This window comes from Myxococcus sp. RHSTA-1-4, from assembly GCF_020037125.1.
GTDB lineage: Bacteria > Myxococcota > Myxococcia > Myxococcales > Myxococcaceae > Myxococcus.
This window is the reverse complement of the sequence record NZ_JAIQDG010000004.1, coordinates 92774-105435: the sequence shown is the minus strand read 5'-3', so window position 1 is coordinate 105435 and position 12662 is coordinate 92774. Positions and strand designations below refer to the sequence as shown.

Here is a 12662-nt window from a genome sequence, read left to right as displayed (position 1 = left end):
GCGTCAGGTGCGGCGCGCCGTCTGGTGCAGCTCCAGGACGATGTTGCCGCCCTTGAAGAGGCGCACCGCGCCGGACGTCTGGCTCACCACCAGCGCGATGCAGTGCGTGGTGGACGTAATCCCCGCGGCGGCCGCGTGCCGGGCGCCCAGGCCGAGCGGAATCTTCACCGCGTCATCCGTGGCGGACAGGTAGCGGCCCGCCGCCAGCACCACGCCGTCCTCGCGGATGACGAAGGCACCGTCCAGCACGGAGAAGTTCTTGATGGCCTCGCGAATCTTCGGGTCCAGCACGTTCCGTTCCGCCTCGGAGAGGCCCTGGAACGGGTTGATGGTCATCTGCCGGCTCTTCTCCAGCACCGTGGTGTGGTCACCGATGGTGATGATGGTGCCGATGGGATGGCCCTCGAAGCCCTCCTGGCCAATCTGCAGGGCGAGCTGGATGAGCGCGTCCACCACCTGCGAGTTGAACTCCTCGCCCAGCTTGACGCCTTCGATGGCCAGCCGGTCGTCGAGCGAGCCTCCGATGCGCATCTGCATCAGCGTGTCCGGCGGGCGGCTCACCTTGCCCGTCATGCAGAGCACCAGGTCGCCCTCCTTGAATGCTCCCTGGGAGAGGGCGGACACGAGCGCCACCTTCACGCGCTCGGTGCGGGAGTAGTCGTAGGCGGGAATCACCAGGGCCCGCGTCTTCTTCGCCAGGTGCTCCTGCGCCAGCTTGTCCAGCGTCACCGCATACACGAGCTTCTTCCGAGCGGGCCTGCCCCGGAGCTCCTCGGGAGGAATGGGCGTGTCGCAGATGTAGAGGAAGTGATCCACTTCGCTCTTGCCCGCTAGCGAGAGGGCCGAGCGCAGGAACTCCCGATCGAACTTCGTGTTCTCGGTCAAGAACCCCTCCCTTCACCCACAGTCTGCACCCAGGTCAGCTTGACACCGAAGGGTACATGAATAAAGCTTTCGGGCCCTTTTTTTAGGGGACAGGGCCCCAAACCCTCGCTGGACTGGAGCGAAGGCTGTGAACCAGAAAGATCTCAAGCGTTACAAGAAGATGCTCGAGGACAGCAAGACGAGCCTGCTCGAGAGCGCCAAGAAAACCCTGGTGGAGGAGTCCAGTTTCGACACGGACGACCTCCCGGACGAGATCGACCTGGCCTCTTCCGAATATGCGCAGTCGATGGTGTTTCGCCTGCGCGACCGTGAGAAGTTCCTCCTGCAGAAGATCGAGAAGGCGCTGGCTCGTATCGAGGACGGCACCTTCGGTATCTGCGAGCGCTGCGAGGAGGACATCTCCCCCAAGCGGCTCGAGGCGCGTCCGGTGACGACGCTCTGCATCCGCTGCAAGGAGGAGCAGGAGAAGAAGGAGAAGTCCTACGGCTGAGCGCCGGGGCGCCCAGGGCCGCGCGGGGGGCTCCCCCGTGCGGCCCGGCTCCCAGCCGGCGTCTCACCGTAGCGGTAGCGACGTCCGGATGCCGCCAGGCGCCTCAGGCCATGGGCGCCTGGATTTCCACACGCAGCAACTGGCGGCCGATGAGGAAGTGGTCCCCGTTGTCCACGAAGGTGGGGCCCGCCAGACGGATGAAGGTGCCGTTGGACGAGCCCACGTCCCGCACCTGGAGCCGGTCCTGCCGCACCTGCAGCACCGCGTGCCGCCCGGACACGAAGCCGTCCGTGGGGAAGGTGAGGTCGCCCTGCTCGCGGCCCAGCAGGTTGTCTCCCTCGCGGAGGGGGAAGGCCGCGCCGCGCAGTCCACCCTCCAGCAGCTGCACCAGCCGCAGGCGGTAGCCGGGATCCGGTGAGCCCCACACCTGGGTGCCGCCCGGGCCCATGGCCGCGGCGGGAATGGGCTCCAGGACGAGGCGCTGGCGGCCCAGGCGCAGCTCGCCGCCGGGGGACAGCTCGCGCTCCTGGCGCAGGCGGATGAAGACGCCGTTGGCGCCGCCCACGTCCTCCACGGCCAGCCGGGCTCCCGAGAAGAAGAAGCGGAGCTGGACGGGCATGATGAAGGGGTCGTCCGGCAGGGCGATTTCTCCCTGCTGGCCGCAGGTGAGGGTGTCGCGCTGCATCCGGACGACGGACTCGGGGCCTCCGTCGGCGCGCACCACGCGGATGGAGACCTGCGGGCGCGCGGAGACGCTGGCCACGGCCATCACCATCGTCCCGGAGCGGATGGGGGAGCCACACGCCCGGCAGACGGTGGCGTCCCGGGCATTCTCGGTGTCACAGCGGGGGCAGTATTCCACGGCGTCCATGGCGTTCTGGGGGGTTCTACCAGGGGCCGGGCCGGGTTGCTCGCCTTGTGCGCGGCTTGCCCGTCACCCGAGCGACGTGGTGAAGTCCGGGCCCCACCCCCTTGGGGAACGTCGACTTGTACTGCCCCTCCTGCGGCGCTGATGCCCGAGAATCCTCCCGTTTCTGTCCCGCCTGCGGCGCCACCCTCGTGCGCGCGGCCGACGCGGACGAGTACGTCGGCAAGACGATTGCCCTGAAGTACCGGGTGGAGGCCCTCATCGGCGAGGGAGGCATGGGCAAGGTGTACCGGGCCCGCCAGCTCGCGCTGGACAAGGTGGTGGTGCTGAAGGTGCTCCGCCAGACGCTGCTGTCGGACGAGCGCACCGTGCAGCGCTTCCAGCGCGAGGCCAAGGCCGCCAGCCGCCTCAACCACCCCAACTCCATCAGCGTGCTGGACTTCGGCCAGGCCGAGGACGGCGCGCTCTTCATCGCGATGGAGTACGTGGCGGGGCAGGACCTGCATCAAATCCTCAGCCGCGAGTGGCCGCTGGGCGAGGCGCGCGTGGTGCGCCTCGTCACCCAGGTGCTGAGCGCGCTGTCGGACGCGCACGGCGCCGGCGTCATCCACCGCGACTTGAAGCCCGAGAACATCATGGTGGAGCGCCGCAAGGAGGGCGACTTCGTCAAGGTGCTGGACTTCGGCATCGCGAAGATTACCGACTCCACCGACGACGGGCCGGCGCTCACCCGCGCGGGCTTCGTGTGCGGCACTCCCGAGTACATGTCCCCGGAGCAGGCGCGGGGCTCGGCGCTGGACCACCGCTCGGACCTGTACGCGGTGGGCGTCATCCTCTACCAGTTGATGACGGGGCTGCTGCCCTTCGAGTCGGACTCGGCGGTGGGCTTCGCCACCAAGCACCTCACCGAGGAGCCGCCACCTCCCACGCGGCGCCGGCCGGACGCGCGCATCTCCCCGGGAATGGAGCGGCTGATTCTGCGCGCCCTCTCCAAGAGCCCGGATGACCGGCCGGCCAACGCCGAGGCCTTCAAGGCCGAGCTGCTGGCCGTGGACAAGGAGCGCCGCCGTGCGGACGCCGCGCCACGCCGCGCGCAGCCGTCCGCGGTGCTGGCCCCGCTGCCGCGCAAGTCCACGGGCGGCCCGATGGGCGACGGCCGGGACACCACCGTGCCGGGGTGGGACAACAACGAGGTGACGGTGGAGGCCACGGTGCGCGCGCTGCCGGGCGTGCTCGCGCCGCTGCCCGCGGACACCAATGACATTCCCGCCACCGCGGAGCAGACCGACTCCATCGTCCCCACCCACTCCGGGTCGGGCGGCAGTGGGGTGGCCTTCTTCTTCAAGTCGCTGACCATCCTCCTGGTGGTCGCGGCGGTGGGCTTCTTCGCCTACTACTTCACATACGGCGCCGGCAGCGGGACGCAGGACCTGCCGTACGCACTGCCGAAGAACGCGCCGGTGCCGGGAGCCACGTCCAGCAGCAGCGCCGAGGTTCCGCTCTATGACCGGCAGATTTCGGCCGGGGAGCGCAACGTGGAGCGCGCCGGGCAGCTCACGCTCGATGGCGACCGGGCCTTCCAGCGCCAGGACGTGGGGCTCGCGACGACCCTGTACCTCGAGGCCTTCAGCCTGAGCGGAGACCCGGAGCTCGCGCTGAAGCTGGGCAACGCGTACTGGCATCGCCCCAACCCGGACGTGCAGGAGGCCCGGAGCTGGTGGAACCGCCACCTGCGCGAGGTGCCCAACTCCAAGGCTCGCCCCGTCATCGAGGAGCACCTGGGCGGGCCCATCGCCCGGCCCGCCGCGCCCTGACGGCGCGCGGCCCCGCGCGGAGGCTGTCTCGCACCGAAGCGGGAGGGGGCTCGGTCCAAACGTCTCCGCCGGAGGCTCGTGCGCCCCGGGCGGAGCCGGCTCAGCCCAGGTTCTCCACCTGGAGCACGTGCTGTCCCAGCCGGACGCGGTCTCCGGGGCGCAGGGGGCGTTCGACTCCCGCCGCCAGCCGCACGTACGTGCCCAGTCCGCCGGACAGGTCTCTCAGCAGGGCCCCGGTGGGGGTGGGGGACAGCTCGCAGTGGCGGCCAGCCAGGCCCTCGTCTCCCGGGAAGCTCAGGTCGCAGTGTGCCTGACCGAGGGTGAGCAGCGGCGCCGCCGTCACCACCGCACGGCCCGCGCGCCCGCCCACCAGGATTTCCTCCACGCCGTACACGGCCTGCCCGAGCGGCACGGGCGCGCCGTAGATGGCGGGGCGGCCCGCCGCGGGCGGAGGCAGCTCCAGCCGGCCCGTGAAGCGGAACAGCCGCTGGCCCGCGCTGAAGAGGGCGCGCGGCGCCAGCGCCTCGGTGCCGGCGACCGCGACGAATACGCCCGAGGCGCTCGACTCGTCGCGCACGAACAGCGCCCCGTCCTTCACCAGGAAGGTGGCATGCAGGGGCGAGACGAAGACGTCGTCCGGGAACAGGATGGCGCCCCGCTGCCGGCCCACGACGCAGCCGGTGACGGGCAGCTTGTAGCGCTGGCCCCGCGAGGAGCCGGAGATGACCGCCAGCCCGAACCGGGAAGCCGCCGGAGGCGCCGGGCGCGCGGCGGGCGCGGCACCGGCGGGAGGCGGCCCCCCCCTGGCGGGCATGGCGCTGTCGGGTACCGGGGGTGGGGGACGGGTGACCGCGGGCCCCGGAGGCACCGACGCCGGACCGCCCGGTCCCCGCGCGGCGACGGGCGCCACGGCGGGGGCTCCCGGATGGGCCGGGGCGCGGGCGGGACGCTCCACCTGCAGTCCCGCCGCCGTGGGCGGAGGGGTGCGCGCGGAGGGGCGCAGCCCGGGGGGGATGGCGCTCGGAGGGGGCGGGGTGACGTGGGCACCCGGCTCACCGGCCCTGGGGCCCGGGAAGGTGGACACCGCCACCGGGCGACCGGCGGCCGGTGGCGCGGTGGGACGGGCCGCCGGCACGGCGGGCTTGGAAGCGGGCGGGCGGGCGGGGGAGGCTTCCCCCAGCGCCTGGCCACATAGCGCGCAGGAGGCCGAGCGAGGCGAGTTATACCCGTCACAGTTCGGGCAGACCACGGCGAGAGCGGACAGCAGGAGCTGTGACATGGGAGAGCGCGAATTTAGGGGCCCGAAAAACGTCGGGTCAACGAAAGCGAACGCGTGGAGTGGGATAGGCCCGACAATCCCGGACGTGAATTGGAACACCCCAGTGTGGGGCGACGTTGCCCCCCCATGGGGGCAAAGTTACGATTGACCCTCCCTCGATGATCCGCCTGAACGACATCCTCCAACGGGTCTCCTCGTATCACCCGGACCCTGACCTGGACATCATCAAGAAGGCTTACGTCTACTCGGCCAAGGTCCACCAGGGCCAGCTGAGGAAGTCTGGCGAGCCCTACCTTGTCCACCCGCTCGAGGTGGCGGGCATCCTGGGAGAGCTGAAGCTCGACGAGGCGTCCATCGTCACCGGCCTCCTTCACGACACCATTGAAGACACCCTGGCCACGGCCGAGGAGCTGACCGAGCTGTTCGGCGCCGAGGTCGCCCAGCTCGTCGACGGCGTCACCAAGCTGTCCAAGTTCTCCGCGTCCGCCACCCTCTCCCAGGAGGAGAAGCAGGCGGAGAACTTCCGGAAGATGATCATCGCGATGGCGCAGGACATCCGCGTCATCCTCGTGAAGCTGGCCGACCGCACGCACAACATGCGGACGCTGGACCACATGTCCGAGGAGAAGCAGGCGCGCATCGCCCAGGAGACCCTGGACATCTACGCGCCGCTGGCGAACCGGCTCGGCATCTCCTGGATCAAAACAGAGCTGGAGGACCTGAGCTTCCGCTACGTGAAGCCGCAGGAGTTCTTCGCCCTCCAGGAGAAGCTGAACAAGCGCAAGAAGGAGCGCGAGAAGTACATCGAGGACACGTGCGACCTCATCCGCTCGAAGCTGGCGGAGCGGGGGCTGAAGGGCGAGGTGAGCGGCCGCTTCAAGCACGTCTACAGCATCTACAAGAAGATCAAGGCGCAGGGCATCGACTTCGACCAGATCCACGACATCATCGCCTTCCGCATCATCGCCCCCACGGTGCCCTCCTGCTACGAGGCGCTCGGGCTGGTGCACGAGATGTGGAAGCCGGTGCCGGGGCGCTTCAAGGACTTCATCGCGATTCCGAAGCCCAACATGTACCAGTCGCTGCACACCACGGTGATTGGGCCCCTGAGCGAGCGCGTGGAGGTGCAGATCCGCACCTCGGAGATGCACAAGATCGCCGAGGAGGGCATCGCCGCCCACTGGAAGTACAAGGAGGGCAAGGCCGTCATCTCCAAGGATGACGAGAAGTTCGCCTGGCTGCGGCAGCTCATGGAGTGGCAGCAGGACCTGAAGGACCCGAAGGAGTTCCTCGAGACGGTGAAGGTGGACCTCTTCACCGACGAGGTCTTCGTCTTCACGCCCAAGGGCGACGTGCGCTCGCTGCCGCGCGGCGCGACGCCGGTGGACTTCGCCTACGCCATCCACTCGGACGTGGGCAACCGGTGCGTGGGCGCCAAGGTGAACGGGAAGATCGTCCCGCTGCGCTACAAGCTGAAGAACGGGGACACGGTGGAGGTGCTCACCAACCCGCAGCAGCACCCGTCCAAGGACTGGCTCACCTTCGTCAAGACGAGCCGCGCCCAGCAGCGCATCCGCGGCTTCATCAAGCAGCAGCAGCGCGAGAAGAGCCTGCAGCTCGGCCGCGAGCTGACGGACCGCGAGCTGAAGCGCTTCCAGCTCAACTTCAACAAGCTCCTCAAGTCCGGGGAGATGAAGAAGGTCGCCGAGGAGCTGGGCTTCCGCGTGGAGGACGACCTGCTGGTGGCCATCGGCTACGGCAAGGTGACGCCGCAGCAGCTGGTGCAGCGCCTGGTACCGCAGGAGAAGCTGTCCGCGGTGGAGAGCGCCAAGGGGGACGCCTCGGGCGCCGCGGGCGCCAACACGCTGAGCGGCGGCTCCATGCTGCCCGGCCTGTCGCGCGTCACGGACCTGGCGAAGAAGCTGGTGGGCCGCAGCAACCGCAGCGGCGTGCAGATTGGCGGCGTGGACGACGTGCTGGTGCGCTTCGGACGGTGTTGCAACCCCGTCCCCGGCGACCCCATCGCCGGCTTCATCACCCGGGGACGGGGAGTGACGGTACACACGGTCGGCTGTGAGAAGGCGCTGGCCACGGACCCCGAGCGGCGCGTGGACGTGACATGGGACGTGCGCGGAGACTTCAAGCGCCCCGTCACCCTGCGCGTGCTGACGGCGGACCGGCCGGGCCTGCTGGCGGACATCTCCAACACCTTCTCCAAGAAGGGCGTCAACATCTCCCAGGCCAACTGCCGCGCCACGGGGGATGACCGGGCGGTGAACACCTTCGAGGTCACCATCTCCGACCTCAAGCAGCTCACCGACCTGATGCGCACCATCGAGCGTCTGAACGGCGTCTACTCCGTCGAGCGCATCTGACCGCGCCCGGCTTGTGGTAGAGCGCCCCGGAAACAGTGGGCGGCCACCCGAACCGGGGCCGCCCCTCTACTTCCGAGGTGCCCGCATGGCTCGCAAGGCAATCCATTCCGATCAGGCCCCCAAGGCCATTGGCCCGTACTCCCAGGCGGTGCAGGTGGACGCTGGGAAGATGACGTTCCTCTCCGGCCAGATTCCCCTGGACCCCTCCACCATGGAGATGGTGCAGGGTGACGTCGTCGCGCAGGCCGAGCGGGTGATGGAGAACCTGAAGGCCGTGCTCGCCGCGGGCGGCCTGGACTTCTCCCACGTGGTGCGCTGCACCATCTTCCTCACCGACCTGGGTGACTTCGCCCGGGTGAACGAGGTCTACGGCCGCTACTTCACCGGCGCGCCCCCGGCCCGCGCCACCGTGCAGGTGTCCGCGCTCCCCCGCGGCTCCAAGGTGGAGATCGACGCCATCGCCGTCTCCTGAAGGCCCGAGTCACACCCCTGAAAAGCACGGAGGCCGCCGGACCCGCGAAGGTCCGACGGCCTCTGGTGCTTCAGGCCCGGAGGGCCGTCAGCGGGACTACTTGGCCTCGGCCGCCACCACGCCGCCGGCCTTCTTCAGCTCCTCGTCGATGACGCGCTTGAAGGCCTCGAGCGGCTGGGCGCCGACGAGCGTGCGGCCGTTGATGAAGAACGTCGGGGTGCCGCTGGCGCCCAGGCGCTGGCCCTCGGCGGCGTCCGCGTCGATCTGCGCGTTGAACTTGCCGCTGTCGAGGTCGGCCTTGAACTTGTTCATGTTCAGGCCCAGCTCCTGCGCGTACTTCTCCAGCGAGGCGCGGTCCAGGGCGCGCTGGTTGGCGAAGAGCTTGTCGTGCATCTCCCAGAACTTGCCCTGCTCGTGCGCGGCCAGGGCGGCGGCGGCGGCGGGCTTGGCGTTCTGGTGGAAGGGCAGCGGCTGGTTCTTGAAGGCCACCTTCACCTTGTTGCCGTACTGCTCCTCGATCTGCTTCAGCGTGGGCAGCACGCGGCTGCAGAACGGGCACTCGAAGTCGGAGAAGGCGACGATGGTGACGGGGGCGTTCTTCGCGCCCTTCACCGGAGCGTTGCCCACGTCCACCTTCTGCACCGGCGGCTCGGCCGGAGCGCCCGGGGCGGGAGCGGCGGGGGCGGCGGCGATGTTCTTGGCGAGCAGCTTGCCGTAGAGCTCCTCGGGCGTCGTGCCGCTCTTCAGCAGCTCGTCCGCCTTGCCAATCTCCTCGTCGATGAGCTTCTTGAAGCTCTCGAACGGCTGGGCGCCGACGAACTCACGGCCGTTGATGAAGAAAGTGGGGGTGCCGTTGGCGCCCACGGCGCTGCCAGCGGCCATGTCGGCCTCGACCTTCGCCTTGAACTTGCCGCTGTCGAGGGCGGCCTTGAACTTGCCGACGTTCAGGCCCAGCTCCTGCGCGTACTTCTCCAGGGAGGCGCGGTCCAGGGCCTTCTGGTTGGAGAACAGCTTGTCGTGCATCTCCCAGAACTTGCCCTGCTCGTGCGCGGCCATGGAGGCCTCGGCGGCGAGCTTCGCGTTGGCGTGGAAGGGCAGGGGCTGGTGGCGGAACACCACGCGCACGTCCTTGCCGTAGTTCTCCTTGATCTTCGTCAGCGTGGGGGTGACGCGGCTGCAGAAGGGGCACTCGAAGTCGGAGAACTCGACGATGGTGACCTTGGCGTTGGCCGGGCCGAAGACGGGGGAGTCGGCGGGGACGTCCACCTTGCGGACGGCGGCGGCGGCCTGCTGCGCGGGGTTCTGCTTCGGGGCGGCCTTCTCGGTGCCCTTGGAGATGATCTTCGCGTACACCTGCGAGGCGGCGATGCCCTCCTTCACCAGGGCCTCGGCCTTGCTCATCTCCTCGTCGATGAGGGCGCGGAAGTTGTCGATGGGCTGCGCGCCGGAGAGGAAGCGGCCGTTGATGAAGAAGGCCGGGGTGCCGCTGGCGCCGAGCTGGCTGGCCAGGGCCTGGTCCTTCTGGATGGTGTCCTGGAACTTCGGGTTGGCCAGGTCGGCCTTCCACTTGTTCATGTCCAGGCCCAGCTCCTGCGCGTACTTCTCCAGGGACGCGTCATCGAGCTGCTTCTGGTTGGCGAAGAGCTTGTCGTGGTACTCCCAGTACTTGCCCTGCTCACCGGCCGCCATGGCGGCGATGGCCGCGGGCTTCGCGCGCGGGTGGAAGGAGAGCGGGTTCTGCTTCATCACCACGCGGAGCTTGCTGCCGTACTGCTCCTGCAGCTTCTGCACGGTGATGTGCGCGCGGCTGCAGAAGGGGCACTCGTAGTCCGAGAACTCCACCAGCGTGATGAGGGCCTCCGGGCTGCCCTTCACGGGGGCGCCGTCGATGGGGACCTTGAAGACGGTGGGGTCCACCGGGCGGCGGCTGGGGGCCGCCTTCGCGGCGGTGGGGGCGTTCGCGGAGGGCGTGGCGCCATCGGTCTTCCCGGGGCCGCTGACGACGCGGCCGCCGAGGAAACCGAGCACCAGGCCCACGATGAGGGCCACGATGACATTGGGCTTCATGGGTTGGTCATGCTCCTTCGCCATGGGGTCCGACTCCGGTCCCGAGAGCGTGGGGGTTTAACAAGGGCAGAGGGCGGGGTTCTTAACAGACGGATTTCAAGACACGCAAGCCAACTGGCCTGCTTATCCGAGGGGACCACGCCCCCTTAGGGGCCCGGAAACAGGGGAGTTTTTGGAAAAATTCCGTCAGAGTGAGGATCATGGAAGCCGACGTCCGCCTGGACACCTCGGGGGCGCTCTGCCCCATGCCCATCCTGGAGATCGCCAAAGCCATACGTCGACTCTCTCCAGGCACGGTGGTGGAGCTCATCTCCACGGATCGGGGCCTGGAAGCAGACCTCCCGGCGTGGTGTGAGGCCACGGGCCATGTGCTCGTCCGCATGGAGCGCCGGGGGACGAGCTACGTGGGCTGGGTGCGCAAGGCGGGCTGAGCGGCGCCCCTGAAGGCGGCCGCCCGGTTGCCGGCCCCGTCAGAGGAGCTGGAGGACGCGGTCCTCCAGGCGCTGGCCGCGGCTGACGCCGAGGATGAGCACGCCGTGCTGGAGCAGGTGCCCCACCACGCGGCTGATGACCTCCTCGGGGCGGACGCCGCCGCGGATGCGCACGCGGAGCACCGACTCTCCCTCCATGCGCGCGTCGGTGACGTCGGCGAGGGCGGCAATCTCCGGGATGAGCACGTCACCGCGGGCAATCTGCACGCGGAACTCGGAGCCCTGGCCGGTCAGCTCGGACATGGTGCCGGCCTGGGCCAGCGAGCCCTTGTCGAGGATGGCGGCCGCGTCGCACAGCTCCTCCAGCTCCTGGAGGTTGTGGCTGGAGACCACCACCGTCTGCCGCTTCTCCTTCATGTCGCGGATGACCTGGCGCACCTGCGCGGCGATGCGTGGGTCCAGGCCGGCGGTGGGCTCGTCCAGCAGCACCAGCGGCGGGCGGCCCATGAGGGCCTGGGCCATGGCGGCGCGCTTGGCCATGCCGTGGCTGAGCGCCTGCGTCTGGACCTTCCACGCCTCCATCAGCCCCACCTGCTCCAGGGCCTCGCGGGCCTCGCGCTCCGGCTCGGCCAGGCCGGACAGGCGTGCCCAGTAGGTGAGCAGCGCGCCCGTCTCCCAGCCGGGCGGGAGCACCGCGTCCTGGGGCAGCGCGCCCAGCCGGCCCTTGAGGGCGCCGGGCGTGGCGGGGTCCACGTCCATGACCTTCAGCGAGCCCTCGGACGGGTAGAGGTAGCCGCACATCATGGAGAAGGTGGTCGTCTTCCCGGCGCCGTTGGGGCCGATGAGGCCGAACACCGCGCCCCTCGGCACGGAGAAGCTGACGTTGTTGACGGCCACCTTGGGGCCGAAGCGCTTGGAGACGCCGAACAACTCGATGGCCAGGTCGCTCACAGGTCCCTCGCGCGCAGGACGGCGTAGGCGCCCAGCAGGAAGACGGTCGCGAAGCCCGCGTACGCGGCCCCGCTCGCGCCGAACTCGGCCAGCTTCGGATGCAGGAGGTCCCCCGCGTAGTACGAGGGCGACAGGTAGCGCAGGAAGCGCAGCTTGCCGTCATCCCCCGAGGCACGGCCGATGGTGTCCATCAGCCAGAAGACGAACAGCAGGATGAAGTTGAAGACGAGGCTCACCGCGGGGCTGCGGAAGAGGCTGGAGCACAGCGTGGTGAGGGACACGTACGCCAGCGAGAAGACGATGGCGGCCAGCCAGAACTTGAGGAGGTTGAGCACCACGTCGGCGAAGCCGAAGTCCGGGTTGGCGATGCGCGCGTAGATGAAGATGGCCAGGTCGATGAGCAGCACCAGCCCGACGAGCAGCGACGCCTGCGACAGGAACTTGCCCAGCAGCACCGACGAGCGCCGCGCGCGCACGGTGAGGTAGCGCATGGAGCGCGGGCCCACCTCGCCGCTGAGCTGGTCGAAGCCCATCAGCGCCACGTAGGCCGGCAGGAAGAAGAGGGTGATCTTGAAGACGACCAGCACCTCCAGCGGCACCTGCGCCAGCGCCTCCATCATCGCGGTGTCGTTGCTGGTGAGGAAGCCCAGCACGCCCTTGCGCATCTCCTCGCCGACCTGCGCCGTCGCGTTTGCGTCCGCCCCCGCCGTCTCGAGCTGCTTGCTCACCGCGGAGCGAATCTCCGAGGCGAGCCAGCCCACGACCAGCAGCACCAGCGCGGAGAACATGCTGTAGAGGCCGAGCAGCACCACCGCGCGGCCGCTCCGCACGGCCCGGCGCAGCTCGGCGCTCCAGATGACCAGTGTCTCTTTCAATCCGTCCAAGATGTGGGCGAACCTAGCGGAGTCGCGCACCCTTGAGCCAAGTTTCTGACGTCAGCGCCCGGAGAAAGGCGGCCGAGGAAGCGTCAATGGACAGCGCGCCGCCAGCCGGTAGGATTCGCGCTCAGCTCACTCCCAGGCTCGCCCGG

Annotated in this window: 11 protein-coding genes; 5 read left to right on the top strand and 6 right to left on the bottom strand. The window is 69.2% G+C overall.

From position 1 onward, the window contains the following. Window positions 1-3: 3 nt before the first annotated feature. Window positions 4-885 (bottom strand): diadenylate cyclase, encoded by an 882-nt coding sequence (locus tag K8638_RS08125; RefSeq protein ID WP_223753861.1) that lies wholly within the window; start codon window positions 883-885, stop codon window positions 4-6. 127 nt (window positions 886-1012) lie between these two features. Between K8638_RS08125 and K8638_RS08120 the strand changes: the two genes are divergently transcribed. Then, window positions 1013-1375 (top strand): TraR/DksA C4-type zinc finger protein, encoded by a 363-nt coding sequence (locus K8638_RS08120; protein WP_169350345.1) that lies wholly within the window; start codon window positions 1013-1015, stop codon window positions 1373-1375. A gap of 103 nt (window positions 1376-1478) precedes the next feature. Here K8638_RS08120 and K8638_RS08115 read toward each other — a convergent pair whose 3' ends face one another. Next, window positions 1479-2246, bottom strand: coding sequence for an FHA domain-containing protein (locus K8638_RS08115; RefSeq protein ID WP_223753860.1), 768 nt, complete (start codon window positions 2244-2246; stop codon window positions 1479-1481). A gap of 116 nt (window positions 2247-2362) precedes the next feature. Here K8638_RS08115 and K8638_RS08110 point away from each other — a divergent pair, with 116 nt between their 5' ends. Continuing rightward, window positions 2363-4057, top strand: a complete 1695-nt coding sequence (locus K8638_RS08110; protein WP_223753859.1) for a serine/threonine-protein kinase — start codon at window positions 2363-2365, stop codon at window positions 4055-4057. A gap of 100 nt (window positions 4058-4157) precedes the next feature. Here K8638_RS08110 and K8638_RS08105 read toward each other — a convergent pair whose 3' ends face one another. Next, window positions 4158-5336 carry an FHA domain-containing protein gene (locus tag K8638_RS08105; RefSeq protein ID WP_225937107.1) on the bottom strand — a complete coding sequence of 393 codons (1179 nt, stop codon included), beginning with the start codon at window positions 5334-5336 and terminating at the stop codon, window positions 4158-4160. Window positions 5337-5494: 158 nt separating this feature from the next. Here K8638_RS08105 and K8638_RS08100 point away from each other — a divergent pair, with 158 nt between their 5' ends. Next, window positions 5495-7711 carry a bifunctional (p)ppGpp synthetase/guanosine-3',5'-bis(diphosphate) 3'-pyrophosphohydrolase gene (locus K8638_RS08100; RefSeq protein WP_223753857.1) on the top strand — a complete coding sequence of 739 codons (2217 nt, stop codon included), beginning with the start codon at window positions 5495-5497 and terminating at the stop codon, window positions 7709-7711. Window positions 7712-7796: 85 nt separating this feature from the next. Further along, complete coding sequence (locus K8638_RS08095; protein ID WP_223753856.1) at window positions 7797-8183, top strand: RidA family protein; 387 nt, start codon at window positions 7797-7799, stop codon at window positions 8181-8183. Window positions 8184-8279: 96 nt separating this feature from the next. On the opposite strand, the gene K8638_RS08090 is transcribed toward K8638_RS08095, so the two are convergent. Further along, window positions 8280-10250 carry a thioredoxin domain-containing protein gene (locus K8638_RS08090; protein ID WP_223753855.1) on the bottom strand — a complete coding sequence of 657 codons (1971 nt, stop codon included), beginning with the start codon at window positions 10248-10250 and terminating at the stop codon, window positions 8280-8282. Window positions 10251-10450: 200 nt separating this feature from the next. Here K8638_RS08090 and K8638_RS08085 point away from each other — a divergent pair, with 200 nt between their 5' ends. After that, window positions 10451-10681, top strand: coding sequence for a sulfurtransferase TusA family protein (locus K8638_RS08085; protein ID WP_223753854.1), 231 nt, complete (start codon window positions 10451-10453; stop codon window positions 10679-10681). A 39-nt stretch (window positions 10682-10720) separates the two neighbouring features. On the opposite strand, the gene K8638_RS08080 is transcribed toward K8638_RS08085, so the two are convergent. Both K8638_RS08080 and K8638_RS08075 read right to left on the bottom strand, forming a co-directional pair. Further along, window positions 10721-11632, bottom strand: a complete 912-nt coding sequence (locus K8638_RS08080; RefSeq protein WP_223753853.1) for an ABC transporter ATP-binding protein — start codon at window positions 11630-11632, stop codon at window positions 10721-10723. After that, complete coding sequence (locus K8638_RS08075) at window positions 11629-12516, bottom strand: ABC transporter permease (protein WP_225937106.1); 888 nt, start codon at window positions 12514-12516, stop codon at window positions 11629-11631. The genes K8638_RS08080 and K8638_RS08075 overlap by 4 nt, the downstream gene beginning before the upstream one ends. Window positions 12517-12662: the final 146 nt, after the last annotated feature.